Here is a 25,504-nt window from a genome sequence, read left to right on the forward strand (position 1 = left end):
ATCAGACTTCAGGCCTGGCCTGCGAACCAATGTTCGCGGGCTTTCATGATCAGGGCGGTGGCCTCTTCAACGTTTTGACCGGTGATGTCGGTCAACTCGTCAGTGGCCAGATCAGCCAGGTCGTCACGGGTTTGGACACCCGCCTCAACCAGCTTGGAAATCAGCTCAGGGGTCAAGCCTGGCAGGTCGCGCAGGTCTTGAGAAACGTCTTCAACGCTCTCCTCACGCGCAATTTCAAGGGTCAGCAAAGCGTCTTTGGCACGGGTGCGCAGCTCGTTGATGGTGTCTTCGTCGAAGCTTTCGATTTCCAGCATTTCCTGGATGGGCACATAAGCCACTTCTTCGAGGCTGGTGAAACCTTCGCCGATCAGGATGTCGGCGATCTCCTGGTCCACATCGAGCTTTTCCATGAACAACTGGCGGATGCCGGTGGTTTCTTCGGCTTGCTTTTGGGCCGACTCGGCTGCGTCCATGATGTTGATCTTCCAACCGGTCAGGTCAGAAGCCAAACGCACGTTTTGTCCGCCACGGCCAATGGCAATCGCCAGGTTTTCTTCGTCCACCACCACGTCCATGGCGTGCTTTTCTTCATCCACTACGATGGATTGCACATTGGCCGGCGCCAAAGCACCGATCACGAACTGGGCAGGATCTTCGCTCCACAACACGATGTCCACACGCTCGCCAGCCAACTCATTGGTGACGGCGTTGACACGCGTGCCGCGCACACCCACGCAGGTGCCAATCGGGTCAACACGTTTGTCATGCGAGAGCACGGCAATCTTGGCGCGCGAGCCGGGGTCACGGGCGCAAGTTTTGATCTCGAGCAGGCCTTGCTCGATTTCTGGGACTTCCTGGCGGAACAACTCGATCATGAACTCGGGGGCAGAACGCGACAACAAAATCGGGGCACCGCGCAAAGTCAGGTCAACTTCCATGATCATGGCGCGAACGCGGTCACCGCTGCGCAGGTTTTCTTTAGGGATCATCTCGCTGCGCCTCAAGCGGCCCTCGATGCGGCCGGATTCGCAGATGATGTCGCCCTTGTCCATGCGTTTGACGGTACCGACAAAGATTTTTTCGCCCCGCGACATGAAGTCGTTGAGCAGCATTTCGCGCTCGGCATCGCGGATCTTTTGCAAAATGACCTGCTTGGCGGCCATGGCGCCAATGCGTCCGATCGGCACCGACTCAATCGACTCTTCGATGTACTCGTCGACTTCGATGTCCGAGATTTGCTCTTTGGCTTCAAACAGCAGAATTTCTTGCTCGGGGAATTGCAAACCGGCCTCATCGGGCACCACGTGCCAGCGGCGAAAACTCTCGTAGTTGCCGTTGTCGCGGTCTACCGCTACACGGATGTCCACTTCGCCTTGGTAAAGCTTCTTGGTGGCTTGCGCCAAAGCGGCCTCCACGGCACCAAATACCACGTCGCGCTCAACGTTCTTTTCACGAGAGATGGCTTCGACCAACATCAACATTTCGCGATTCATGACTTGACTCTCCTGTTCCACAGGGCCCATGTGCAGGGCCCGAAAGTTTGCTCAAAAAATGGGGCGCCCGTCAGGCTTCCTGCTTGGGCTTTCGCCCTTTGAAGTCCACCACGGGTGCGAGGCGCGCATCGCGCAATTCATCCAGCGTGAACCCCAGTGCATGCACAGGCAAAGGAATCCGCTTTTTACTGACCTTTTGTCCGGGCTTGACCGCAGGCGCATCGCTCCAGACGATTTGCCAGCCTTGACCGGTGGCGTCACGCTCGAGCGTGCCGCGAAATTTTTTGCGGGTCGGGTTAACCAAGCCCGCAGCGCTCCCGCCCATCGGCGCTTTGAGCGTGATGTCAATCAATTCACCTAAAAACCGCACAAAGTCCTGTTCACGGCTCAATGGACGGTCAATGCCGGGAGAGGACACCTCCAGCCGGTTGTAGGTCACACCGTCGACTTCCAGGGCAAACTGAAGTTGCCGGTTGACTTTTTCGCAATCTTCCACGTTGATGAACAGCTCAGAACCTGGCTGCCAGGGCCAGTCGATGGTGATGCGCAACAAACCACCCGCTGTGCGGTCAATCTCAACCAGGTCGTAGCCCAGGCCGGTTACGGTTTCTTGAACAATTTGCTTCAATGCCACAGAGCTTCTGAATGTCAACGTTTAAAAAGAAACAACCAAAAAAAACGGGCGGTGAAAACCCGCCCGTTTGGTCGTGAAGCCAATATTCTAGCCGAAAAAACGCGCTAAGTGTGTGATTTTCAAGGAAAACGATGCGTCCGAAATCGACTTGCCGTTCACGCCGTCTGAGGAAACGCTTGCAACAAGCTGCGGGTGTAGGGGTGGTGCGGATCGCTCAGCACCTGCTCGGCCAAACCCTGCTCGACCACTTGCCCTGACTTGAGCACCATGACCTGGTGGGCCATGGCCCGAAGCACATCCACATCGTGGGTAATTAACAAGTAAGCCATGCCTCGTTTTTTTTGCAGCGTTTTAAGCAATTCGAGGATCTGTTTTTGAACCGTCACGTCGAGCGCGCTGGTCGGTTCGTCCAGCACCAACAGCGCGGGCTCGACAACCAAGGCTCTGGCCAGGGCGATGCGTTGGCGCTGACCACCCGAGAAAGCATGCGGGTAGCGGTTGAGCACATCGGCAAATCCTTCGCCCTCCAAACCCACCTCGGCCAATGCTGCGCGAACGCGTTGCTCCGTTTGTTCTGATGTCCAGTGCGGGTGGTGTAAGCGCAGGCCCTCGGCGACAATTTCACCCACCGTCATGCGGGGCGACAAACTACCATAAGGGTCCTGGAAAACCACCTGCACCCGCCTGCGCAAGGCCTTGTCCCGAGCGGGGCTGTCCTGCCAAGTTTGCCCTGCAAACGACAATTCGCCCGAAAAAGGGATCAAACCCAAAACCGCCTGCGCGAGGCTCGATTTGCCCGAACCCGACTCGCCCATCACGCCCAAGGTGCTGCCGGGCAAAAGCGAAAAATCCGCGCCGTGCAGTGCGGTGAAGTGGTGTTTTTGAAACCAGGCTTTGAAGCCGGGCACCGCCTTCGGATAGCGCACCTGCAGTTGCTGTGCTTGCAAAATGAGTGGCGTCTCCAAGGAGGGCATGTCCGCAAGGCCCCCACGGCTGGGGCGGCTGGAGAGCAATCTTTGGGTGTAGGGGTGCTGAGGCTGCTCAAAGACCTCATGCAAAGTCCCCTGCTCCACCAAGAGTCCTTTTTCCATCACCGCCACCCGGTGGGCAAAGTGGCGCACCAAAGTCAGATCGTGCGTGATCAACAAAATGGCCATGCCGGTTTTTTGCTGCAAATCGGCCAGCAGCTCCAGCATTTGCAATCGCAAACTGGCGTCCAGCGCGGTGGTAGGTTCGTCGGCCAGCAGCAGCCTGGGCTCGGACGCGAGGGCCATGGCCATCATGGCGCGTTGGCGTTGGCCGCCCGACAACTGGTGCGGGTATGCCCCAAACCGACGCTCAGGGTCATCGATCCCGGTTTCGGACAACAAATGCACGGACCGCGCATCGGCGTCGCGCCGGGACAAGAGCTTTTTGATCTGCAGCACTTCCGAGATCTGCGCGCCTACCGTCATCAAGGGGTTGAGTGCCGTCATGGGTTCCTGAAAAATCATGGCGATCTCATCGCCACGGATGCGTTGCATCTCAGCAGGCGTTTGCTTCAGCAAGTCCTGGCCATGCCACAGTACCTGGCCAGAGAGCTGCGCCGATTCCAGCAAACGCAGCACAGACAGCGCCGTCACCGACTTGCCCGAGCCCGACTCACCCACCAAGGCCACGCGCTCACCCGCCTGGATGCTCAGGTTCACGCCATGCACCACGTTCTGGCCACCAAAGGCAATGCGAAGGTCTTTGAGTTCCAGCAAAGCTTGGGGCGTGCTCATGCGTCTACCTTTCGCGGATCGAGCGCATCGCGCAAGGCATCGCCCATGAAGGTCAAGAGCAGCAAAGTCACCACCAGCACCACAAAGGTGGACATCGATATCCACCAGGCGTCGATGTTGTTTTTGCCTTGGGCCAGCAACTCACCCAAAGACGGCGTGCCCGGTGGCACGCCCAGGCCCAGAAAATCGAGCGAGGTCAAAGCCAAAATGGCTCCGCTCATGCGAAACGGCAAGAAGGTCACCACCGGGGTCATGCTGTTGGGCAGCACATGCCGCCACATGATTTGCCAATGCCCCAGCCCCAGCGCCCGGGCCGATTTGACGTAATCGAGTTGCCGGTTGCGCAAAAACTCGGCCCGCACGTAATCGGACAAACCCATCCAGCCAAACAGGCTGAGCAGCACCAGCAAAAGACCCACACTGGGCTCGAACACGGCCGAGAAAATGATCAGCAAATAGAGCTCAGGCATGGCGCTCCAGATTTCGATGAAGCGCTGAAAGACCAAATCGGTCTTGCCCACAAAAAACCCCTGCACCGCGCCAGTCAACACGCCCAGCAGCACGCCGAACAGCGTCAGTGCCAAAGCAAAGAGTACCGAGACCCGAAAGCCGTACAGCAAACGCGCCAGCACATCACGCCCCCGGTCATCGGTGCCCAGCCAGTTGCGGGCTGTTGGCGGCGCGGGGTTGGGCAAGGGGGCAAAGTAGTCGAGCGTGCTGTGGTGGTAAGGGTTGGGCGCTTGCAGGGCCCAGTTGCTGCCCTTGTGCAGTTGTTGCTGGATGAAGGGATCCAGATAATCCGCCGGCGTCTCGAAATCACCCCCAAACACTTGTTCAGGCAAGGTCTGGACCACCGGGAAATACCACTGACCCTCAAACCGCACGACCAAGGGTTTGTCGTTGGATAAAAATTCGGCTCCCAAGCTCAGAATGAACAGGGTCATAAAAATGATCAGGCTGCCAAAGCCGAGGCGGTTGCGCCTGAAACGCTGCCACGCCCGCGCCGAGGGCGACGTCTGATGCGGGAAGGCCGTGGTGGTGGTGGCTGAGGTCATTTGTCAAACTTCACACGCGGGTCCACCCACAGGTAACACAGGTCACTGATCAGCTTGGTCACCAGTCCGATCAGGGTGAACAAATACAAGGTGCCCAACACCACCGGGTAGTCCCGCCGGATTACCGCCTCGTAACTCAACAGGCCCAGCCCATCGAGAGAGAACAAGGTTTCGATCAACAAAGACCCGGTGAAAAACGCGCCGATGAAAGCCGCCGGGAACCCCGTGACCAGCGGAATCAAGGCGTTGCGCATGACATGGCGGTACAGCACCCGGTTTTCGCTGAGGCCCTTGGCGCGGGCGGTCAGCACATACTGTTTGCGGATTTCTTCCAGAAATGCGTTCTTGGTCAGCATGGTGATGACCGCAAAAGACCCCAACACGCTGGCCGTGACCGGCAAGGCGATGTGCCACAAATAATCAACCACCTTGGCACCCCAGCTCAGCTGTTCCCAGTTCGACGAGGTCAAGCCTCGCAGCGGAAACCATTGCAACTGACCGCCAAAGATCACCAACAGGGCCACACCCAGCACAAAACCTGGGATGGCATAGCCCACCAGCACCAGCATACTGCTGAGTGTGTCAAAGCGTGTGCCCGCCCGCACCGCCTTGGCGATGCCCAATGGCACCGACACCAAATAACTCAGAAAAAACGTCCACAAACCCAGGCTGATCGACACGGGCAGCTTTTCCTTGATCAGGCTCCAGACGTCTTTGGGGTAGAAAAAGCTTTTGCCCAGATCGAACTGTGCAAACTGCTTGAGCATCATCCAGAACCGCTCGGCAGGTGGCTTGTCAAAACCGTAGAGCGTTTTGATTTCTGCAATGCGTGCGGCATCGACGCCCTGCCTGCCCCGGTAACCGCTGCCTTGGGCTGCTGCGCCCTCCCCACCCGTGTCACGGCCTTGCAGCTGGGCCACCATTTGCTCAACCGGGCCGCCGGGCACAAACTGGACCACCACAAAAGTCATCAACAACACCCCGAACAAGGTCGGGACCATCAGCAGCAAGCGTTTGAAAATGTAGGCCAGCATGGGTCAAGGTGCCTTGGGGGCGGTTTGGGCCGCAGGTGCGGTCGAGGCATTGGGCGACCACCACACGGTGGTGACCAGCTTTTCAGGCTGGTAAAAACGGGGCAAATCGGCTGGGCGCGCAAACGCCTTGGCCCGCCAGGACACCCGGTGCACGGCACCATACCAGTGCGGCACCACATAGTGACCATGGCGCAGCACTCGGTCCAGCGCACGCAGGCTGGTCACCAGTTCCGGCCGTGACGTGGCACTCACCACCTTGTCCAGCAGCGCGTCCACAGCCGGGTCTTTCAGGCCGATCACATTGCCCGAGCCTTCCACTTCCGCCGATCGGCTGCCGTAGCGCTCGAGCAACTCGGTGCCGGGCGCTTCGCTGCCCACGGTGCGGTTGCTGATGATGTCAAAGTCGAACACGTCCATGCGTTTTTGCAAGAGCGCAAAGTCGATCACCTTGTACTGAACCTGAATGCCCAGTTTTTCAAGGTTCTTGGCAAAGGGTGTGACCACGCGGCCCATCGAGCCTGAATTGTCTAAAAATTCGATGCTCAGGGCTTGCCCCTTGGCGTTGCGCAATGCGCCGTCGCGGTAGGTCCATCCGGCGTCTTTGAGCAAATCACGGGCCTGGCGCATATGGTCGCGCAAGGTATGGCCCGACGCCGGGTCCAGTGCAGTTTGAGGTGGTTGGGGCACATCTTGATCGAATACAGCGGCGGGCAGCTTGGCCCGCAGGGGCGCAAGCAAAACCAACTCGTCGGGGCCCGGACGGCCCTTGGCTTCGAAGTCGCTGGCCACAAAATAGCCACGCACCCGGCTGTAGGCGTTGTAGAACAGTTGGCGATTCAGCCACTCAAAGTCCATGGCCAGCGCAATGGCCTGACGCACCCGCACGTCCTGGAACTTGTCGCGGCGCGTGTTGAACAAAAAGCCTTGAAAGTCACCTGCATTGCCATGCGGCAATTCGGCCTTGATCAGCTCACCACGCTCAAACGCCCGCCCGGTGAAAGCTCTGGCCCACTCCCGCGCAATGAAAGATTGCATGTAATCGAACTCGCCCGCTTTGAAAGCTTCGAGTTGCGCGGTGCTGTCTTTGTAAATCTTATAGGTAATGCGGTCGAAATTGAACTGCCCCTTGCGCACGTTCAGGTCTTTGGCCCAATAGTGCGGGTCACGCACATAGGTGACGTCCTTGCCAAACTGCACCGGCCCGACGCGGTAGGGCCCCGACGCTATCGGCATGTCCATGACCATCTGGTCCAGCGGTTTGTGAGTTGCCTCAGGCCCCTCACCTTGTAAACCCCACTTGGCACTGAACACGGGCAAGCTGCCCACGATCAAAGGCAACTCGCTGTTGGGGCGCACAAAATCGAATCGGATGCTCCGCTCGGCCAAGACGGTCGCGCCCTTGACCTCGCCGAAATAAGTACGGTATTGGGGCGCTGCCTGCTTGCTGGTCAGTCGCTCAAAGGAGTGGCGAACATCGGCCGCCAGCACGGGGTCACCATTGTGGAATCGGGCTTGCGGGTGGATCTGGAAAGTGACCGACATCCGGTCTTTGGCCACCGAGACAGCCGAGGCCAACAAGCCATAGGCCGTGGTCGGCTCGTCCATGTTGCCCACCAACAGGGTGTCGAACATCATGCTCAACATGGAGGGTGGTGCGCTGCCCTTCAAGGTGAAGGGGTTGTACTTGTCGAAGTTGGACTGGCGGGTCGGCGGCACCAGCACGATCTCGCCCCCTTTGGGTGCGGTTGGGTTGGCGTACGAGAAATGGGCAAAACTTGCAGGGTAGCGGATGTCGCCAAATTGCGCGTAAGCGTGTGCAGCCCAAGCGTTGCCCGCTGTTGCAAGCCCGAGGGCCAAGCAGCAGGGTGTCCAGAAACGGGCCATGGGTCTTCGCATGCGACAATTCTGCACACATTTTCCAGGAGTTGAAGAGATGACGATAAAAACAGGTTTTTTGACAGGCAAAAAGCTCTTGATCACCGGTGTGCTGTCGAACCGTTCGATTGCTTACGGCATCGCCAAGGCCTGCCACGCACAAGGCGCTGAACTGGCATTCAGTTACGTGGGTGAGCGCTTCAAGGACCGCATCACCGACTTCGCAGCCGATTTCGACTCCAAGCTGATTTTTGATTGCGACGTGGGCAGCGACGAGCAGATTGAAAAACTCTTCTCTGACCTGTCGGCCACTTGGCCCAAGTTTGACGGTTTTGTGCACGCCATCGGCTACGCCCCGCGTGAAGCCATTGCTGGCGACTTTCTGGACGGTTTGTCGCGCGAAGGCTTCAAGATCGCGCACGACATCAGCGCCTACAGCTTCCCGGCCATGGCCAAGGCGGCCCTGCCCTATTTGAATGACAAATCGGCTGTGCTGACCCTGACTTACCTGGGCGCGATCCGCACCGTGCCCAACTACAACACCATGGGCTTGGCCAAAGCCAGTCTGGAAGCGTCGGTGCGCTACCTTGCCGAATCGCTGGGCAGCCAAAACCGTGGCCTGCGCGCCAACGGCATTTCGGCCGGCCCCATCAAGACGCTGGCGGCCAGCGGCATCAAGGGCTTTGGCAAGATTTTGTCGGTGGTGGCCGAAACCTCGCCCATTCGCCGCAACGTGACCATTGAGGATGTGGGCCATGTGGCGGCGTTCATGTTGAGCGACTTGGCAGCTGGCGTGACGGCTGAGATCACGTATGTCGACGGTGGTTTCAGCCAGGTGGTCGGTGGCATTGCGGAGCCAGCGGCTGTGGCTTGATGGGTTGTTTGTCGGCGCACCGCTGCGGGTGATCAACATCGGTTTTTAACTGGCTCATGCTCCGAATTTGAAAAAGCGGCGAAAGCCGCTTTTTCAATTCCCCCCGAAGAGGGCCTCAACTCACCCGCCACACACGGTTCTCAAGTCTTTACACAATCCGCAAAATACCGTTTTTTGCCATCGTCGTCTTTGATCTCGACCAGACCATGGATGTCGGTCTCGAAACCCGGGCACTTCTCGTTGAACTCGCGGGCGAACTTGAGGTAATCCACGATCTTCTTGTTGAAGACCTCGCCAGGGATCAAGAGGGGAATGCCCGGTGGGTAAGGCGTGACCAGACCGACAGTGACACGGCCTTCCAAGTGGTCAACTTCCACCCGTTCTGTCTTGCGCTGAGCAATGTGGGCATAGGCATCTGAAGGGCGCATGGCCGGGGCCAGGTCCGACAAATACATATCGGTCGTCAAGATGGCGATGTCGTACTTGGCGTACATCTCGTGTACGTGCTGACACAAATCACGCAAGCCCATGCGCTCATAGCGCGGGTGCTTTTGGCAGAACTCCGGCATGATTTTCCACATCGGTTGGTTCTTGGCGTATTCGTCTTTGAACTGCTGCAAAGCCGTGAGCAGCGAATTCCAGCGGCCCTTGGTGATGCCGATGGTGAACATGATGAAGAAGCTGTACAGGCCCGTCTTCTCCACCACCACGCCATGCTCGGTCAAGAATTTGCTGACGATGGACGCTGGAATGCCAGTCTTGTCAAATTTGCCGTCCAAATCCAAACCCGGTGTCACGATGGTCGACTTGATCGGGTCCAACATGTTGAAGCCGTCGGCCAGTTGCTTACCAAAGCCGTGCCACTTGCTCGATTTCTTGCGTGGATCGTTGTGCAAGATCCAGTCGTCGGCACGGCCAATGCCTTCGTCGGCATATTTTTCTGGGCCCCAGACCTTGAACCACCAGTCTTTGCCGTACTCGGCGTCGATCTTGCGCATGGCGCGGCGGAAATCCAGCGCTTCGGCAATGCTTTCTTCCACCAACGCGGTGCCGCCGGGTGGCTCCATCATGGCGGCGGCCACATCGCAGCTGGCAATGATGCTGTACTGCGGACTGGTCGAGGTGTGCATCAGGTACGCCTCGTTGAACAAGGGCCTGTCCAGCTTGGTGTTTTGCGCATCCTGCACCAGCACGTGGCTGGCCTGGCTGATGCCGGCCAGCAATTTGTGGATGGACTGCGTGGCGTACACCATCGACTCTTTCGGGCGTGCGCGCTTTTTGCCCATGGCGTGATACGGGCCGTAAAAGGGGTGGAAAGCCGCGTGCGGCAACCAAGCCTCGTCGAAATGCAGGTTCTCCACATAACCGTCCAGCATGTCTTTGATGGTCTCGGTGTTGTAGAGCACGCCGTCATAAGTGGACTGCGTGAGGGTCATCACGCGGGGCTTGACCTTTTTGGGGTCCACGCCCTTGAGCAAAGGGTTGGCCTTGATTTTGGCCATGATGGCCGCTGGCTCGAACTCGCTTTTGGGAATGGGGCCGATGATGCCGTAATGGTTGCGCGTGGGCTTCATGAACACCGGAATGGCCCCGGTCATGATGATCGCGTGCAGGATGGACTTGTGGCAATTGCGGTCCACCACCACCACATCACCGGGGGCCACCGTGTGGTGCCAAACGATTTTGTTGGAGGTGCTGGTGCCGTTGGTCACAAAGAAGCAATGGTCGGCGTTGAAAATGCGCGCAGCGTTGCGCTCGCTCTCGCCAATGGCGCCGTTGTGGTCCAGTAATTGACCCAGTTCTTCGACCGCATTGCACACGTCGGCACGCAACATGTTCTCGCCATAAAACTGGTGGTACATCTGGCCTACGGGGCTCTTGAGGAAAGCCACGCCACCCGAGTGCCCTGGGCAGTGCCATGAATACGAGCCGTCTTCGGCGTAGTCGAGCAGTGCCTTGAAGAACGGCGGCTGCACACCTTCCAGGTAGCTCTTGGCTTCGCGAATGATGTGACGCGCCACGAACTCAGGCGTGTCTTCAAACATGTGAATGAAGCCGTGCAGCTCACGCAGGATGTCATTGGGAAGATGGCGAGAGGTCTTGGTCTCGCCATAAATGTAGATGGGCACATCGGCATTCTTGCGTCGCACCTCGTCAATGAAGGCGCGCAAGTTGATCACGGCCGGGTCCAAGTCGGGGCCGGGCGTGAACTCTTCGTCGTCGATGGACAGGATGAAAGCACTGGCGCGGCTTTGCTGCTGGGCAAACTGCGACAAGTCACCGTAGCTCGTCACGCCCAAGACCTCCAAGCCCTCGCTCACGATGGCGTCTGCCAAAGCACGAATGCCCAAACCCGATGTGTTTTCGGAGCGGTAATCTTCGTCAATGATGACGATGGGGAAACGAAATTTCATGGGTTGATGGGGCTGTGCGCCAAAGAAAGGCCAAAGGGATTTGAAACTGTGGCGAAGTTTAAGGACAAAAAGACCCTGCTGAACGACACAGATCAGAAATTGGCAAAAAACTCACCGCGACGGCATGCCTTGGCCCCCTGCACAAGAATTGCTGGGGGCCTGCGAAAAGCAGTTTTTCCACTGGTACAATCGCCCACTTCGGAGCGGTGGATGAGTGGTTTAAGTCGCACGCCTGGAAAGCGTGTGTGGGTTAATAGCCCACCGCGGGTTCGAATCCCGCCTGCTCCGCCAGAAACCAAGTAAAAACGCGCCTTCGGGCGCGTTTTGTTTTTTCTAGCCCACCATTCACCCGACATGGCTGATCTTTAGACGATCAAGGTGGGTGCTGGCGCCCATGGCCTGCAGCCACATCCAGCGGTTAGTGGTTAAGCCCAACTGCACCAGACAAAGAGGCCGCGGCCAGCCATTTGATGGGTGAAGATTTTTAAGAATTGGAGTCATCCATGGCATTCGCGGCACGTTCGGTCCTGTTGGTATTTGCATTTCTTGTGGGTTGCCAAACCATTCCTTTTGACGTGGGGTTTTTCCAGCCGCCAATCACTGTTTCGCACGCACCTGCGAGGCCAATCACCCAATACAGCCTGTACAACAACACCACTTTGGTCAAGTTGGGTGAGATGAAGGCACAGGTTCCATCGTTTGATGGCAAGGGGCTGCTCTTGGCAAGTTGGACGCCTCATCCCAAAGGTGCCACAGGCCGCCCCACATTTGTGGTGGTGCATGGCGGTCATGGACTGGTGCCCACCAACTTCGCCAGTGCACTTTGGTTGCGCGACACATTCCATGCGAATGTTCTGGTGCTCGACAGTTACTGGAGCCGAGGTCAAAATGAAAATTGGGCCACCAGAACGCGTTTTGGCGCCAACATGCGGGCCCTTGACGTCATTGCAGCAGGCCAGTGGCTGCGCGACGTGAACAAAGTGGACACGGGGCAAATGTTTGTCATGGGCGACAGCCAAGGGGGCTGGACTGTTCTCAGGGCCTTCACAGATGACCCGTTCCTCAGTGGCCACATGAAGGGCTTGTACCGCGGGGGCATCGCGGCTTATCCAGGCTGCTTTTCGCATGGCACACCCACAGCCCCTGCTCTGTCCCCCTACACAGCCCCTGTGATCATTTTCACGGGGGGCAAGGACACGGCGACACCGATCTCAGAGTGTCCGAAGCGGGTGCTGGCGTCAGCCGCCCAATGGCATCATTATCCCGACCAGACGCATGGCTGGGACGCGGCGAACAGAGGGGCGGCCGGTACCCCCGTCGATGGCGAGTGTGGCAAAGCCATGAATGTGTACAACCCATTTGCGGTTTGTCGCAGCCATGCGACCACCGATGACATGCGACGCCACATCCAATCGTTCGTTGAAAATTTGATCGCAAAGCCCAGCAGGTGAATTCGGCCGCGGTCACCAGGCCCGCCCACCCGGACCAAGTCGCGCACGGTCGAAACACCCGAAGCGCCAGCACAGCCAGCCCCACACACCGTTGACCCGCCATTTTGAACAGGGGCTGCACTCTGCTCAGGCCCCGGCATGTGCGCCGTCTGAACAAAAAAAGCCTGCACATGTGCAGGCTTTTTTTCGTCTGTGGTTTGAAAGGGGTCTTCAGTCCAACACTTTAAAACAGGCCCCCAAAAATGGAGGTCAACACATCAGCGAACCACAGCGATCTGTGAACGCTCGCCACCTTTGTAGGTGTACAAGGTCAAAGCGCCGTTTTTGATGTCGCCCTTTTCGTCAAAGGCGATGTCACCGGTCACGCCTTTGTAAGTGATGCTCTTCAAAGCAGGCAAGTACTTGGCGGGGTCGGCAGAACCTGCGTTGACCATGGCCGTGGCCATGACCTTGACGGCGTCATAGACGTAAGGGGCATAGACCTGCACGTCGGCGTTGTACTTGGCTTTGAAGTCTGCACGGAACTTGTCCATGCCGACTTTTTGCTCACCTTCGACACCACCGGCTTCAGCGCAGATCACGCCTTCGTCTTTCATGGCGTCACCGGCCAACTTGGCCAATTCGGCTGTGCAGATGCCGTCACCGCCCATGAACTTGGCATTGATGCCCAAGGACTTCATCTGGCGCAGCATCGGGCCAGCCACAGCGTCCATACCGCCAAAGAACACGATATCGGGCTTTTTGGCCTTCAGGGTGGTCAAGATGGCGTTGAAGTCAGAGGCTTTGTCGGTGGTGAACTCGTGGCCCACTACCGAGCCTCCAGCCGCAGCCACAGCTTTCTTGAACTCTTCAGCCACGCCCTGGCCGTAGGCAGTGCGGTCGTCGATGACGGCGATGCTCTTGCCCTTGAGGGTCTCCACAGCGTATTTGCCAAGCGTGCCGCCCAAGTGCACGTCGTCAGCCACCACGCGGAAAGCGCCCGCGTAACCTTGACGGGTGTACTTGGGGTTGGTGGCCGAAGGCGAGATTTGGGGAATGCCAGCGCCGTTGTACAGCTGCGAAGCGGGAATGGTGGTGCCCGAGTTCAGGTGGCCGATCACGCCGTTGACTTTGGCGTCGACCAATTTCTGGGCTGCTGCAGTGCCTTGTTTGGGATCGGCTGCGTCGTCTTCAGCCAGCAACTCGAATTTGGCAGTTTTGTCACCAATCTTCAGACCCGCAGCGTTCAGCTCTTCGATGGCCATGCGGGCACCGTTTTCATTGTCCTTGCCCAGGTGGGCAATGGCGCCGCTGACAGGACCCACGTGACCGATTTTGACGACCATCTCGGTGGATACGACTTCTTTTTTGCCGCATGCGGCCAACACCATTGCCGCAACGGCAACCGACACCACGCTCAAAGCACGTGAACCAGTAAATTTCATAGAAACTCCGAAAATAAATTTGCTTCAATCAAGCAAGCCTTAAAGATACTTCAAAAACGCCCTTTTGTGACTCCGGGAAAACCAAAACCTGCGTAACAGAAACATCATGGCTCAACATCCTGGAAGGTGCGCGCGCGCTGGTCCCAAACACTTTGCAAGGTTCTTTGCACCCAATCCGCCGTCAAACGCTCAATTTCTGGACGAAGATTTTCAAGCAAATCCGATGACAAGGCCATCAACGCCTCTTTTTCGGCGGACCGCGCATCCAGCGCCACAAGCACTGCCTGCGGCACTTGGGCCAACGCCATGTCTTGAGTCAAAGTCGGTATCTCATCCGGAAAGACAGGCGGGCTCGAAGAAGGTGTTTCAGTGGGTGTCATGTGCCGGCCACCTTGGACAAATCGTGTTGTAAAAGTTCGTAACCGCGGCTTTTGTAATGCTTCCAACGCAACCGGGCTTGGTCGCGACCGTGCTCGTCGTTGGCAACAATCTCAATCAGGCGGGCAAAGCGCTCGAAGCCCAAAGGCACCTCATCGCCCAGGTTCATCAGCACCTCATCGAAGCCCCAGGCGTGTGGGTCCGGTCCAAGTGCCACTGGCGAAGCCCGCTGCACATCAAGGGCATCTTGGGCGGTGCAATGCGCCAGAAATGACACATCCTGAAAGCGCCACAGCTCGGCGTCGAGTTGCTTGAGCGTTTCGGTGGCACCCACCACCGCGATGCGCAAATGATGTACTCGCGCCTTGCGCACCAAGCGGCAAGCGTGCAGCAGCCGTTCGCCGGTATTGAAGTGAAACTCAATGCGGGTCATGGGAACCAGGGGCTGGGTGCCAGCTCGAAGCTCAAGCCTTGCCCGCAGTGCGCGACTTGGCTTTGCCCTTCACGCCCGACTTGACCGCGGCTTTGGATTTGCCATGGGATTTCACCGCTGGTGTCTCTTGAGCAAGGGTCAACAGGTACTGCAAAAGCAAGCCCACAGGGCGTCCTGTGGCGCCCTTGGCCGCGCCGCTGCGCCAAGCGGTGCCCGCGATGTCCAGGTGCGCCCAGGCAAAGCTCTTGGTAAAGCGCTGCAAAAACTTGGCCGCCGTGACCGAACCCGCGGCCCGACCGGCCACATTGGCCACATCGGCAAAGCGCGACTTCAGGCCTTCGGCGTAGTCGTCATCCAAAGGCATGCGCCAGCAGGTGTCGCCCGAGGCCTCGCCCGCGTGCTGAAGTTGCAGGGCTAACACGTCGTCGCTTGAAAACAGGCCCGTACGCACCGCGCCCAGCGCGATCACGCAGGCGCCCGTCAGGGTGGCGATGTCAATCACGGCTTGTGGTTTGAAGCGCTCGGCATAGGTCAGCGCATCACACAGCACCAGACGCCCTTCGGCATCCGTGTTCAAAATTTCTATGGTCTGCCCGCTCATGCTGGTCACCACATCGCCCGGCTTCACGGCCAGACCATCGGGCATGTTTTCGGTGGCCGGAATCAGACCGACCACATTGACGCGGGGCTTGAGCTCGCCCAGCGCCTTGAACACACCCAGCACACTGGCCGCGCCGCCCATGTCGTACTTCATTTCGTCCATCTCGGCCGCAGGCTTCATGGAAATACCACCCGAGTCAAAGGTGATGCCCTTGCCCACCAGCACCACCGGGGCCTGCGTGGCCGCCGCGCCGTTGTAGCGCAGGACGATGAAGCGCAAAGGCTCGGCCGCGCCCTGGGCTACGGCCATGAACGCGCCCATGCCCAGCTTGGCCACTTCTTTGGGGCCCAGCACCTCGCATTTGAAAGCGCGGCCCGAGGCAATGCTTTTGGCCGTTTCGGCCAAATGTGTGGGCGTGGCATGGTTGGCCGGGCGATTGGCCCATTCCTTGGCCAATTCGACCCCGGCCACCAGGGCCTGGGCCTGCACCACCGCCTGGCGCAGTTCAACCCTGTCGTGCGTGGCACTGACCTGCACCTGTTTGAGCGTGCGGGCCTTGGGCTTGCTCAAGGTCGTGGTATAGCTGTAACTGGCATCGGCCAGACTGCTGAGCGCCATTTGCAGGCCTTGAACAGACGCCTCACCCACCACGTGCAAGCCCAAACGTTTGATCTTGCCCGCCTTGAGCACCCCCCAAGCCGCCTGCATGGCGCTGCGAATTTGCCCGGGCTGGTGGTCTGCGCTGCAGGCCACCACCACGTGCCGGGCGGCCAGGCCGGGCTGGCTGTACAAACTCAGTACGGCACCGGCCTTGAGTTCAAAATCACCGTAGGCAATGGCCTGGGCTACCAAGCGGGAGACTGGCTCTACCGCCTGGGTATCGGGCTGCACCTGGCTAGGCCAAAGCACCACCAGCGCGTCCACCGAAGCGGTCATGGCATGAGACAGAGAGAGCTTTTGAAATTCGAAGTTCATAATTCGGGTTTTCCTGTTTTGCCAATGTTATTCCATTCCTCATTACGCAAAGACCTTGCCCGCAATTTTGGTGCCACGCTGGTCATTTTGGTGACCATCGTGATGACCATCATCCTGATTCGCACCCTGGGTCAGGCCAGCCGGGGCAGCGTGAACCCCTCCGAGGTGATGCTGGTCATGGGGTTCAGCGTGCTGGGTCACATGACCACCATCATCACCTTGAGCCTGTTTATTGCATGCGTGGCCTCTTTGTCGCGCATGTATGGCGACAGTGAAATGGTCATCTGGTTTTCCAGCGGGCAGGGCTTGGGCCAGTTTGTCCAGCCCCTGTTCCGCTTCGCTTGGCCCACCTTGCTGGTGATTGCCCTGCTGGCCTTGTTTGTTTGGCCTTGGAGTCACCAACAGATCCAGGACCTGCGCCAACGCTTTGAAAAACGCAACGACGTCGAGCGCATCGCGCCTGGCCAGTTTCAGGAGTCCGCAGGCGGCAACCGGGTCTTTTTCATCGACAAGGACAGCCCGGGTGAACGGACGGGCAACAACGTGTTTGTTTCCAGCCGTGACGACCAGTTCGAAAGCGTGACCACGGCCTCACGCGGGCGGGTCGAATTTGTCGGCAACGACCGGTTTTTGTTTCTTGAAAACGGCCAGCAATGGCTCACCGTCCTCGCCACGGGTGAAACTCGGCTAACCCAGTTTGAGCGTTACCAACTGCTGATTGATGCCAACTCCGTGCCCCTCAATTCGGTGCGCAACAGCCGCCAAAGCACCACTTGGCAACTGATGGAACAAACCACGCCCGCCAACCGTGCCGAATTGGCCTGGCGCTTTGGTCTGCTGTTCACAGCCATCAATTTGATCCTGCTGGCACTGGCGCTGTCTGCGGTCAACCCCCGGGTTGGCCGCAGCTACCACCTGGGTTTGGCGCTGTTTGTGTTTGTGGCGTACTACAACCTGCTCACCGTGGGACAAAACTGGATCGGCGTGGGGCGCATCGGTGCTTTGCCCTTCATGCTGATGCTGCACGGTGGCGTCTTGGCACTGGCCTTGGTGTGGCTGAGTCTGCGCCACATGAACTGGAGCTGGCGGCACCTCCTGCCATCCGTGAACCGCCCCCTGGAGGCCTCTGCATGAAAACTGTGCGCCATCTGCTGTACGGCGAAATCATCCGCGCTGTGGTCTTTGTGGCCTTGGGCTTTTTGGCCCTGTTTTTGTTTTTTGACCTGGTCGACGAGCTGCAGGCCATCGCTCGGCATGCAGCACAGGGCTACCAGTTGCAGCACGCCCTGCTGTTCATCGCTCTCAAGACGCCTGACCACATTTACGAATTGCTGCCGATCTCGGTGCTGATTGGCAGCATCTTTGTCATGGCGCGGCTGGCCCAAAGTTCCGAATTCACCATTTTGCGCACAGGGGGTCTGGAGCCCTGGATGGCGCTGTCCTCGCTGCTCAAGCTGGGGCTGGTGTTTGTGGCCCTCACCTTCTTTTTTGGTGACTACGCCGCGCCCTGGGCCGAGCGACGGGCACAGCAATTCAAGGCCCCATTTCTGGGCCAACTGACGACAGGTCAAACCGGGGCCTGGTTGCGCGAGAAGCAGGCAGGCCAGCAATACGCGGTCAATGTGCGCCGATTTGACGGCATAAGCCAGATGCAAGACGTGCGCATCCATGCCTTCAATGAAAAAGGCCAGCTTTTGAGCATCACCACAGCCCTTCAAGCTCAAATTCAACCAGGCCAGTGGCAGTTGAGCGAAGTGGAAGAAAAATCGATCCTCATGCCCAACACCGCCAACCCTACGCCATTCAGTGTCACCAAGCTGGCCAGCAAAGTCTGGCCTACCGACATCAGCAGCGACATGGTGGCGGCCGCTTTGCTCAGCCCAGACCGCATGAGCACCTGGGAGTTGTTCAGTTACATGCGCCACCTGTCGGCCAACAACCAAAACGCCCAGCGCTACGAAATCGAGTTTTGGCGCAAAGTGTTTTACCCCTTGAGTTGCCTGGTCATGCTGGCGCTGGCGCTGCCCTTTGCCTATTTGCATTTCCGCTCGGGGCAAATCGCCGGACATGTTTTTGCAGGCGTGCTCGCAGGCATCAGCTTTTCGCTGCTCAACAGCGTTTTCAGCCACGTCGGCAACCTGAACAACTGGCAGCCCCTGTTGACTTCGGCCGCACCCGCGCTCATTTACAGCGCCGTCTCACTGGCGGCATTTTGGTGGATGGTTTTAAGACGATGACATGCCCCATGACACCGCCCGGCGGCGTGATTTTGTTCGCCCATGGCTCGCGTGACCCGCTTTGGCGCCTGCCCATTGACGCTGTGGCCGAGCGTATGCGGGTCCAACAGCCTGGCTTGCCTGTGGCCGTCGCCTTTTTGGAGCTGACTGAGCCGGACTTGCCTCAGACCGTGGAAGTGCTGATGAAACAAGGCGTGGCCCGTGTGCGCATCGTGCCCATGTTTTTGGGCGTGGGCCGACACGCCCGCGAAGACCTGCCCGAGCTGGTGCAAGACCTGACCGAAGCCTACCCTCAAATGTCGTTTGAACTCTTGCCCGCCATCGGTCAACACCCTGCCATGACGGCACTCATGGCCGAGATCGCGGCCGGATCGGTTTAATCAGACATTTAAAGCATAATGCAGGCCAGCCATATAACCATAATCATATGAACCTGCACCAATTTCGCTTCGTCCAGGAAGCCGCCCGCCGAAACCTCAACCTGACTGAAACGGCCAAAGCCCTGCACACCTCGCAGCCTGGGGTGTCCAAGGCCATCATCGAGTTGGAAGAAGAGCTCGGCATCGACATCTTTGCCCGTCATGGCAAACGGCTCAAACGCATCACCGAACCCGGCCTGCACGTGCTGCAAAGCATCGAGCTGATCCTGCGCGAAGTGGGCAACTTGCGCAAAATCGGCGAACAATACAACGCCCAGGACAGCGGTACTTTGTCGATAGCCACCACCCACACGCAAGCCCGCTATGTGCTGCCCGTGCCTGTGGCCAAACTGCGCGACAAATACCCCAAGGTCAACATCAGCCTGCATCAGGGCGCACCCGACCAAGTGGCCAAAATGCTGCTGGACGACACGGCCGAGATCGGCATCGCCACGGAATCCTTGTCGGCCTACGATGACCTGGTGACCCTGCCCTGCTACGAGTGGCAACACGTGCTGGTGCTGCCGTTAGGCCATCCCCTGGCCAGCAAAAGCCACCTCTCGCTCGAAGACATCGCCAGCCAACCCCTCATCACTTACCACCCTTCATTCACCGGGCGAAGCCGCATTGACCAAGCCTTTGCGGCCAAAAAAATCACGCCCCGCATCGCCCTCGAAGCCATCGACTCCGACGTCATCAAAACCTATGTGCGGCTGGGGTTGGGCATCGGCATCGTGGCCGAAATGGCCGTGCAGGACGACCCGGTCAAAGACCTGGCCGTGCGCCCCCTGGGCCAGTTGCTGGGCATGAACGTGGCCCGCGTGGCCTTCAAGCGCGGGGCCTACTTGCGTCAGTTTGTGTACCAATTTGCCGAACTGCTGAGTGACCGCCTCACCGCACCGCTGATTGCCAAAGCCATGACGGGCCACGTCAACGATTACGAACTCTGAACGCTAATGCCATTCTCATACTCATGACCGCCAACAGCCCCGCCCTCATCTCCAAGGCGCCCCAGATGGGCACCACCATCTTCACCGTCATGTCCGCCTTGGCGGCCGAGAAAAAAGCCGTCAACCTCGGCCAGGGTTTTCCGGACTTTCCGTGCGACCCCCGACTCACCGACATGGTGGGAGACGCCATGCGTGAAGGCCATAACCAATACCCACCCATGCCCGGCGTGGCCCCACTGCGCGAGGCCGTGGCCGCCAAAATCGAAGCCCTGTATGGCCGCCGCTACAACCCCACCAGCGAGATCACCGTCACCGCCGGTGCCACCCAAGCCATCCTCGCCATCATCTTGGCCATCGTGCACCCTGGCGACGAAGTCATCGTGCTCGAACCCTGCTATGACAGCTACGTGCCCAACATCGCGCTGGCAGGTGGTCGCGTGGTGCGCGTGCCCCTGACCCCCGGCAGCTTTCGGCCCGACTTCGACCGCATCCGCGCGGCCATCGGACCACGCACCCGCGCCATCCTGATCAACACCCCGCACAACCCCAGCGGCATGGTCTGGACCCGCGAAGAAATGCTGATCCTGCAAGACATTCTGGCCCCCACCCACGTGGTGCTGATCAGCGATGAGGTCTATGAACACATGGTCTACGCCCCCTTGCAGCATTGGAGCGCAGCGCACTTCGACGGCCTGGCCGCACGCGCCTTCATCGTCTCCAGTTTCGGCAAAACTTACCATGTGACGGGTTGGAAAGTCGGCACTGTGGCCGCCCCGGCCGACTACACCGCCGAGCTGCGCAAAGTGCACCAGTTCATGGTGTTCACCGTCAACACCCCCATGCAACACGCCCTGGCCCGCTACATGGCAGACCCAGCACCCTACCTGGAATTGCCCGCTTTTTACCAACGCAAGCGCGACTTGTTTCGCCAAGGCCTGGCGCAAACCCACTTCAAGCTCTTGCCCGGTGAAGGCACCTACTTCCAGTGCGCCGACATCTCGGATCTGCAAGTACCTGAAAAAAACCTGAGTGAAGCCGAATTTTGCCAATGGCTCACTGCTGAGATCGGCGTGGCCGCGATCCCCCTGTCGGCCTTTTATGGCAATGGTTTCGACCAAAAAGTCATCCGCTTTTGCTTTGCCAAAACCGACGAAACCTTGCACGCAGCGCTGCACAAACTCAAAGGGCTTTGAGTGTCAGAGCACAAACCCAAGCTGCAGCCCTTCCAACTTCTCCGGCGCAGCCTCGCCACCGCTGGCCTCGCGCTTGCGGCCGCCTGCTCGGTCTCCGCACCACAAGCCCTCGCGCCCGTACAACCCGACAAAATTGTGCTCAGCCAACCCGTCCCATCCAGCCCGACCCGCTTTGACTTGCCCACAGGCCAAAGCCTGGCCGGTAGGTTCTGGGTCAGCCCTCAGTCCAAACACATCGTGCTGGCGGTGCATGGCTTCAACGATTACAGCAAAGCCTTTGAGCCACTCGCCCAGCACCTGGTGGCCGAACTGCAGGTCACGGTCTACGCCTACGACCAACGCGGCTTTGGTGCCAACCCCCAGCCAGGCATCTGGCCCGGAGCAGACACGCTACTGGCCGACCTGCGCCACATTGCCACCCAACTGCGTGAGCGCCACCCCGGCCTGCCGCTCACGGTGGTGGGTGAGAGCATGGGCGGCGCGTTGGTGCTGGTGGCCGCCAGCGAAGCGCCCGGCCTTGCGGCTGACCAACTCATTCTCAAAGCCCCCGCTGTTTGGGGTGCGAACAGCATGCCATGGTACCAACGCCTGAGCCTGTACACCATGAATCTGGTCGCACCCGAGATGAGTTTCACCGGCCGGGGCTTGCCCTCGCTGGGCATCCGCCCCACCGACGACCCCGAAGTCTCACGCGACTTGAGCCGCGACCCGCTGTTTATCAAAGCCACCCGCGTGGGCAGCCTGGCCGGGGTGACCGAACTCATGGGCCGCGCCCAAACCCAAACCACCCTGCCACCCCAACGCAGCCTGGTGCTGTATGGCCTGCGCGACCGCATCATCCCGCCGCAACCTGTGTGCGATTGGCTCACGCACCTGAACACCGCAGTGCCACAGACGGACAAGACGGATGTCGTCGTTTACCCCGAAGGCTGGCACCTGCTGACGCGCCAATTGCGCACGCGCGAACCGCTGCAAGACATGGCCCGCTGGATTCAAAACACCCCCTTGACCCATCGGCAAAGCACGGCCCAAGCCCAGCAAGTGGTTTGCAAGGGACTTTGAACACCCCAGCTCAGCGCAAAGTGCACCAAGCTGAAGGCTGCGGCATGCCTGCCCAGTCGTTCAGGTGGCCAAAAACCGGATCAGTTCTTGGGCCACTTGTTCAGGGTCTTCACGTTGCGGGAAATGCCCACAAGCGGGCAGCACCTTGCGCTCATAACGGTTCAGAAATAGCGGTGCTTGCCCTTCAGAGGTTGACGCGGGGTTCACACCATCCACGCCGCCATGCAACATCAAAGTCGGCACATCCAGTGGCAAGACCCGTCTCAATGCTTCTTCTTCGGCGGCATAACGCGGATCGCCCGGGGCATGCCCCCAGCGGTGCTGGTAGGAGTGAAGCGTCACCTCTGGCCAGTCTTTGTTGGCAAACACCTCGGCCGTAGCCTCGAATTCCTGATCTTCATACCAACCGGTGGGCGACCAGGTGTCCCACATGATTTTGGCAAAAGCCGGCCCCCTTTCGCGCACCTCACTTTGGCCTCTGGGCGTGGCCATGAACCAGTGGTACCAATAGTTGCGCACCTGCATCAGGGACAGATTTTGCGAGGGCAAATTGGTGCCATAGGCCACTGACATCATGACCAGGTGACTGGCCACACCCGGCTGCAAAGCGCAAGCGCTGGCGGCCGCACGGGCCCCCCAGTCATGGCCCACCAAAGCCGGTTGCGCCAGGTCCAGCCGCTCGATCAAATCGAGCACATCACGACCCAAGGCGGAAATCTGCCCACTGCGCGGCGTCTCAGCATGCAAAAACCGTGTGGGCGAAAACCCCCGTAAGGCCGGCACCACCACACGCCATCCTTGCACTGCCAGCACAGGCGCCACACCCGACCAAGTGCGCACACTGTCGGGCCAACCGTGCAACAAAATCACCGTGCGCTGCCCGCTCGGGTTCCACTCTTGGTAGCCAATGCGCAAAACATCGGTGTCCACAAACTTCACAGCAGAGGGCATCTGTCACTCCTTATCTCTCACGCCTTGCATGAACACGCACTCACAAGCCTGGCGCACCAGCCGACATGAAACCGCCATCGACGGGCAAAGCCACCCCCGTGGTGTAGCTGGCCTCATCCGACACAAGGTACATCACCGCCGCCGCAATCTCGGTGGTCAGGCCATACCGCGCCATGGGAATGGCCTTGGCGTATTCGCCGCGGAACTGTTCTGAGTGCAACTCGCGCGTCATGGGCGTGTCTACGGGGCCAGGGCATACCGCATTGGCGGTGATGCCATGCTCGGCCAACTCCACCGCCATTTGCCGGGTCAAAGCCACTACCGCCCCTTTGGAGGTGCCATAGGCCGTGCGCCCCTTGCCCACAGCCCGCAAACCCGCCACCGACGCGATGTTCACGATGCGCCCCCAACGCTGAGGCACCATCAACCGAGCGGCGTGTTGCGCGCACAACAAAGTCCCCGTCACATTCACTGCCATTGTGGCCAGGAAGTTGTCTAAAGGAAAATCCAGGAAGGGGAAAACCTTGGCGATACCCGCACTGTTGACCAGCACATCACAGCGCCCATCCTGCACACCCACCGCCGCAAACACCTGCGCCACCGAAGCTGGATCGGCCACATCCAGCAACACGGCTTGGGTTTGCCACCCTTGCTGTTGCAGCGCTGCCGCCCAAGCCTGTGCACTTTGCACATCTTTATCAGCCACCCACACCTTGAATCCCTTGGCAGCCAAAGCCTGGCCTACCTGAGCGCCAATGCCTTTGGCCCCACCGGTCACCAGAGCAACGCGCCCATTTGAAGCTGACAACGTCATACGCAACCTCTATTCATTGGCCCAAAAGACACCCACTCGACCGCTGCACCCGCGTTCAAGCCTCGCGCCCCCTCAAGGCCTGGACAAAAAAATCAGCCGACCCCATTTGACCGCCTTTCAAGGCAACCTCGAGTTGGCACAAATGGGGCTTGTCGGACAAGAGCTTGCACAAAGGGGCACCCGGCGCCAAGCGGGCATGCACCTGCAAGGCCTGCGGGCCCAGCCGCTGCATGATGGCGCTCGATGTGTCGCCGCCCGACAGCAGCAAACGTGGCACCTCCACGGTTTGCAACACCCGCTTTGTCAACTCACCCAGACACTCGCCCACCAAGCGCCCGCCTTGCAGCGCAGCTTGCGCCTGCGACAGCCCTGAGGCCATCAAATGCTTGCGCAATTGACCGATGCGCGCATCCCCCGTGCCGCGTGCCGTGTGCACCACCACGCTGCACCCGCTGTGCCAAGCCGTCACGATCGCCTGGGCCATGTCCGCCAAGGCCTGCTCGCGGTGCGTGAGCCATGCACACACATCCAAAGCCACCTCGGCAAATCCCGCCTGCACGGCCATGTCGACTTGCTGCGCGCTCAAGGCCGAAGCACTGGCCGACACCACCAACACCTGGGAAACGGCCGCAAACCGGTCAAAAGACGAGGCCTGCGCAGGCCATGGCATGGAGGCACCTTCACGCCACCATTGCGTCAAGGCGTACTCCAGCCCCGAAGAGCCCACCGCAAACATCGGCCCCGGACTCGAAGCCGACAAACGCGCCAAATGCCGACCGGTGGCCGTCAGGTGTTCCGGCCGGGTGCCATCGAACAGCAATGCTTCGCAAGACGATGCCAACAAAGCATCCACCTCGGCATCTTGCTGCGCTTCAGACCGCTCAAAGACGGGCAGCGTGACAGTCGCCACCGTTTGGCGCGTTTGCATGTACAAATGCCTGGTCAGGTCCGACTCGGTCATGGGCGTCACAGGGTGCACATGCATGATGGGATGGCGGTCGATCCGATGCACCTGGCCATCCGTTGCCGACCGCGCAAACAAGTGACCAAAAGCGCAATAACGGCCCAGGGCCGGGTTGGCCGCCACCACCGGAATCACCCCGGAGCCAAAGGCCTGACGTGCCAAATCCATCACATGCCCAATGCTGCCCACATCGGGATGGCTGTCAAAAGTCGAGCACACCTTGTAATGCACCAAGGGCACCGGCAACTGGGCCAAAGCGGCCAAAACAGGCGGCAACTGCTCGTCCATTTCTTCAGGGCTCATGGCGCGGCTGTGACCGGCAACACCCACGGCATCAAACGGCCCCAACGCCTCGAGCAAGGCCGCACTGGGCACCTGCAAAAACAAGGCACAGCGAAGCCCCGCAAAGCTCAGCACCTCCAGCGCATCGGTCGAGCCAGTGAAATCGTCGCCATAAAAGGCCAGCCGCATGGCGTTTGTGGGTGTGGGTGTGGGTGTGGGTTCAGTCAT

At 59.2% G+C, this 25,504-nt stretch carries 22 protein-coding genes and 1 tRNA gene; 9 read left to right on the top strand and 14 right to left on the bottom strand.

The window, feature by feature from the left end; all coding sequences use genetic code 11:
* Positions 1-8 precede the first annotated feature (8 nt).
* The 6 genes from nusA to Q0O99_RS13160 form a co-directional block, all read right to left on the bottom strand.
* Positions 9-1,493 carry a transcription termination factor NusA gene (gene nusA / locus Q0O99_RS13135; protein WP_293752257.1) on the bottom strand — a complete coding sequence of 495 codons (1,485 nt, stop codon included), beginning with the start codon at positions 1,491-1,493 and terminating at the stop codon, positions 9-11.
* Positions 1,494-1,563: 70 nt separating this feature from the next.
* On the bottom strand, positions 1,564-2,127 hold the full coding sequence (rimP, locus tag Q0O99_RS13140) for a ribosome maturation factor RimP (protein ID WP_293752259.1): 564 nt from the start codon (positions 2,125-2,127) through the stop codon (positions 1,564-1,566).
* Positions 2,128-2,282: 155 nt separating this feature from the next.
* Entirely contained in the window at positions 2,283-3,890 is a 1,608-nt protein-coding gene (locus tag Q0O99_RS13145; protein ID WP_293752261.1) for an ABC transporter ATP-binding protein, read from the bottom strand.
* A complete protein-coding gene (locus Q0O99_RS13150; RefSeq protein ID WP_293752263.1) occupies positions 3,887-4,945 on the bottom strand; it encodes an ABC transporter permease in 1,059 nt (352 codons plus the stop codon). The genes Q0O99_RS13145 and Q0O99_RS13150 overlap by 4 nt, the downstream gene beginning before the upstream one ends.
* Positions 4,942-5,979 (bottom strand): microcin C ABC transporter permease YejB, encoded by a 1,038-nt coding sequence (locus tag Q0O99_RS13155; RefSeq protein ID WP_293752265.1) that lies wholly within the window; start codon positions 5,977-5,979, stop codon positions 4,942-4,944. The genes Q0O99_RS13150 and Q0O99_RS13155 overlap by 4 nt, the downstream gene beginning before the upstream one ends.
* Positions 5,980-5,982: 3 nt before the next feature.
* The gene (locus tag Q0O99_RS13160; RefSeq protein ID WP_293752267.1) at positions 5,983-7,875 is read right to left on the bottom strand and encodes an extracellular solute-binding protein; all 1,893 of its coding nucleotides are present in this window, start codon (positions 7,873-7,875) and stop codon (positions 5,983-5,985) included.
* 37 nt (positions 7,876-7,912) lie between these two features.
* Here Q0O99_RS13160 and fabI point away from each other — a divergent pair, with 37 nt between their 5' ends.
* The gene (fabI, locus tag Q0O99_RS13165) at positions 7,913-8,728 is read left to right on the top strand and encodes an enoyl-ACP reductase FabI (RefSeq protein WP_293752269.1); all 816 of its coding nucleotides are present in this window, start codon (positions 7,913-7,915) and stop codon (positions 8,726-8,728) included.
* A 140-nt stretch (positions 8,729-8,868) separates the two neighbouring features.
* Here fabI and Q0O99_RS13170 read toward each other — a convergent pair whose 3' ends face one another.
* On the bottom strand, positions 8,869-11,142 hold the full coding sequence (locus tag Q0O99_RS13170; RefSeq protein ID WP_293752271.1) for an arginine/lysine/ornithine decarboxylase: 2,274 nt from the start codon (positions 11,140-11,142) through the stop codon (positions 8,869-8,871).
* A gap of 200 nt (positions 11,143-11,342) precedes the next feature.
* Between Q0O99_RS13170 and Q0O99_RS13175 the strand changes: the two genes are divergently transcribed.
* A tRNA-Ser gene (locus Q0O99_RS13175) sits at positions 11,343-11,433 on the top strand.
* A gap of 212 nt (positions 11,434-11,645) precedes the next feature.
* Positions 11,646-12,593, top strand: a complete 948-nt coding sequence (locus Q0O99_RS13180) for a dienelactone hydrolase (protein WP_293752273.1) — start codon at positions 11,646-11,648, stop codon at positions 12,591-12,593.
* A 257-nt stretch (positions 12,594-12,850) separates the two neighbouring features.
* Here Q0O99_RS13180 and Q0O99_RS13185 read toward each other — a convergent pair whose 3' ends face one another.
* The 4 genes from Q0O99_RS13185 to Q0O99_RS13200 all read right to left on the bottom strand — a co-directional run bounded on the left by Q0O99_RS13185 (position 12,851) and on the right by Q0O99_RS13200 (position 16,404).
* Positions 12,851-14,017: a branched-chain amino acid ABC transporter substrate-binding protein gene (locus Q0O99_RS13185; RefSeq protein WP_293752275.1), complete on the bottom strand. Its 1,167-nt coding sequence runs from the start codon at positions 14,015-14,017 to the stop codon at positions 12,851-12,853.
* A 104-nt stretch (positions 14,018-14,121) separates the two neighbouring features.
* Positions 14,122-14,397, bottom strand: a complete 276-nt coding sequence (locus Q0O99_RS13190) for a hypothetical protein (RefSeq protein WP_293752277.1) — start codon at positions 14,395-14,397, stop codon at positions 14,122-14,124.
* On the bottom strand, positions 14,394-14,828 hold the full coding sequence (locus tag Q0O99_RS13195) for a DNA polymerase III subunit chi (RefSeq protein WP_293752279.1): 435 nt from the start codon (positions 14,826-14,828) through the stop codon (positions 14,394-14,396). The genes Q0O99_RS13190 and Q0O99_RS13195 overlap by 4 nt, the downstream gene beginning before the upstream one ends.
* A 31-nt stretch (positions 14,829-14,859) precedes the next feature.
* A complete protein-coding gene (locus Q0O99_RS13200) occupies positions 14,860-16,404 on the bottom strand; it encodes a leucyl aminopeptidase (protein WP_293752281.1) in 1,545 nt (514 codons plus the stop codon).
* Positions 16,405-16,428: 24 nt separating this feature from the next.
* Between Q0O99_RS13200 and lptF the strand changes: the two genes are divergently transcribed.
* Genes lptF through Q0O99_RS13230 form a run of 6 tightly spaced genes read left to right on the top strand, consistent with a single transcriptional unit; the run spans position 16,429 to position 22,265 of the window.
* Complete coding sequence (gene lptF, locus Q0O99_RS13205; RefSeq protein WP_293752283.1) at positions 16,429-17,538, top strand: LPS export ABC transporter permease LptF; 1,110 nt, start codon at positions 16,429-16,431, stop codon at positions 17,536-17,538.
* Positions 17,535-18,641 carry an LPS export ABC transporter permease LptG gene (lptG, locus tag Q0O99_RS13210; RefSeq protein ID WP_293752285.1) on the top strand — a complete coding sequence of 369 codons (1,107 nt, stop codon included), beginning with the start codon at positions 17,535-17,537 and terminating at the stop codon, positions 18,639-18,641. The genes lptF and lptG overlap by 4 nt, the downstream gene beginning before the upstream one ends.
* Before the next feature lie 8 nt (positions 18,642-18,649).
* The gene (locus Q0O99_RS13215) at positions 18,650-19,021 is read left to right on the top strand and encodes a CbiX/SirB N-terminal domain-containing protein (protein WP_293752287.1); all 372 of its coding nucleotides are present in this window, start codon (positions 18,650-18,652) and stop codon (positions 19,019-19,021) included.
* Positions 19,022-19,068: 47 nt separating this feature from the next.
* On the top strand, positions 19,069-20,010 hold the full coding sequence (locus tag Q0O99_RS13220) for a CysB family HTH-type transcriptional regulator (RefSeq protein WP_293752289.1): 942 nt from the start codon (positions 19,069-19,071) through the stop codon (positions 20,008-20,010).
* Positions 20,011-20,033: 23 nt separating this feature from the next.
* Entirely contained in the window at positions 20,034-21,203 is a 1,170-nt protein-coding gene (locus tag Q0O99_RS13225; RefSeq protein WP_293752291.1) for a pyridoxal phosphate-dependent aminotransferase, read from the top strand.
* Positions 21,204-22,265, top strand: coding sequence for an alpha/beta fold hydrolase (locus Q0O99_RS13230; RefSeq protein ID WP_293752293.1), 1,062 nt, complete (start codon positions 21,204-21,206; stop codon positions 22,263-22,265).
* Between the two features lie 60 nt (positions 22,266-22,325).
* On the opposite strand, the gene Q0O99_RS13235 is transcribed toward Q0O99_RS13230, so the two are convergent.
* Genes Q0O99_RS13235 through Q0O99_RS13245 form a run of 3 tightly spaced genes read right to left on the bottom strand, consistent with a single transcriptional unit; the run spans position 22,326 to position 25,504 of the window.
* Complete coding sequence (locus tag Q0O99_RS13235; RefSeq protein ID WP_293752295.1) at positions 22,326-23,216, bottom strand: alpha/beta hydrolase; 891 nt, start codon at positions 23,214-23,216, stop codon at positions 22,326-22,328.
* Between the two features lie 40 nt (positions 23,217-23,256).
* Complete coding sequence (locus Q0O99_RS13240; RefSeq protein WP_293752297.1) at positions 23,257-24,030, bottom strand: SDR family NAD(P)-dependent oxidoreductase; 774 nt, start codon at positions 24,028-24,030, stop codon at positions 23,257-23,259.
* Positions 24,031-24,085: 55 nt separating this feature from the next.
* Entirely contained in the window at positions 24,086-25,504 is a 1,419-nt protein-coding gene (locus Q0O99_RS13245; protein WP_293752299.1) for a four-carbon acid sugar kinase family protein, read from the bottom strand.

This window comes from Limnohabitans sp. Rim8, assembly GCF_945901735.1.
Classification (GTDB): domain Bacteria; phylum Pseudomonadota; class Gammaproteobacteria; order Burkholderiales; family Burkholderiaceae_C; genus Limnohabitans_A.

What these genes read in the sequence shown, in the direction of transcription:
- Q0O99_RS13245 (WP_293752299.1), bottom strand. Translation starts at nt 25,504, where the DNA reads ATGACTGAACCCACACCCACACCCACACCCACAAACGCCATGCGGCTG.
- Q0O99_RS13185 (WP_293752275.1), bottom strand. Translation starts at nt 14,017, where the DNA reads ATGAAATTTACTGGTTCACGTGCTTTGAGCGTGGTGTCGGTTGCCGTT.
- lptF (WP_293752283.1), top strand. Translation starts at nt 16,429, where the DNA reads ATGTTATTCCATTCCTCATTACGCAAAGACCTTGCCCGCAATTTTGGT.
- Q0O99_RS13235 (WP_293752295.1), bottom strand. Translation starts at nt 23,216, where the DNA reads ATGCCCTCTGCTGTGAAGTTTGTGGACACCGATGTTTTGCGCATTGGC.
- Q0O99_RS13215 (WP_293752287.1), top strand. Translation starts at nt 18,650, where the DNA reads ATGACACCGCCCGGCGGCGTGATTTTGTTCGCCCATGGCTCGCGTGAC.
- Q0O99_RS13160 (WP_293752267.1), bottom strand. Translation starts at nt 7,875, where the DNA reads ATGCGAAGACCCATGGCCCGTTTCTGGACACCCTGCTGCTTGGCCCTC.
- Q0O99_RS13155 (WP_293752265.1), bottom strand. Translation starts at nt 5,979, where the DNA reads ATGCTGGCCTACATTTTCAAACGCTTGCTGCTGATGGTCCCGACCTTG.
- Q0O99_RS13180 (WP_293752273.1), top strand. Translation starts at nt 11,646, where the DNA reads ATGGCATTCGCGGCACGTTCGGTCCTGTTGGTATTTGCATTTCTTGTG.
- lptG (WP_293752285.1), top strand. Translation starts at nt 17,535, where the DNA reads ATGAAAACTGTGCGCCATCTGCTGTACGGCGAAATCATCCGCGCTGTG.
- Q0O99_RS13225 (WP_293752291.1), top strand. Translation starts at nt 20,034, where the DNA reads ATGACCGCCAACAGCCCCGCCCTCATCTCCAAGGCGCCCCAGATGGGC.
- Q0O99_RS13240 (WP_293752297.1), bottom strand. Translation starts at nt 24,030, where the DNA reads ATGACGTTGTCAGCTTCAAATGGGCGCGTTGCTCTGGTGACCGGTGGG.
- Q0O99_RS13145 (WP_293752261.1), bottom strand. Translation starts at nt 3,890, where the DNA reads ATGAGCACGCCCCAAGCTTTGCTGGAACTCAAAGACCTTCGCATTGCC.
- nusA (WP_293752257.1), bottom strand. Translation starts at nt 1,493, where the DNA reads ATGAATCGCGAAATGTTGATGTTGGTCGAAGCCATCTCTCGTGAAAAG.
- Q0O99_RS13170 (WP_293752271.1), bottom strand. Translation starts at nt 11,142, where the DNA reads ATGAAATTTCGTTTCCCCATCGTCATCATTGACGAAGATTACCGCTCC.
- Q0O99_RS13220 (WP_293752289.1), top strand. Translation starts at nt 19,069, where the DNA reads ATGAACCTGCACCAATTTCGCTTCGTCCAGGAAGCCGCCCGCCGAAAC.
- Q0O99_RS13150 (WP_293752263.1), bottom strand. Translation starts at nt 4,945, where the DNA reads ATGACCTCAGCCACCACCACCACGGCCTTCCCGCATCAGACGTCGCCC.
- Q0O99_RS13195 (WP_293752279.1), bottom strand. Translation starts at nt 14,828, where the DNA reads ATGACCCGCATTGAGTTTCACTTCAATACCGGCGAACGGCTGCTGCAC.
- fabI (WP_293752269.1), top strand. Translation starts at nt 7,913, where the DNA reads ATGACGATAAAAACAGGTTTTTTGACAGGCAAAAAGCTCTTGATCACC.
- Q0O99_RS13200 (WP_293752281.1), bottom strand. Translation starts at nt 16,404, where the DNA reads ATGAACTTCGAATTTCAAAAGCTCTCTCTGTCTCATGCCATGACCGCT.
- Q0O99_RS13190 (WP_293752277.1), bottom strand. Translation starts at nt 14,397, where the DNA reads ATGACACCCACTGAAACACCTTCTTCGAGCCCGCCTGTCTTTCCGGAT.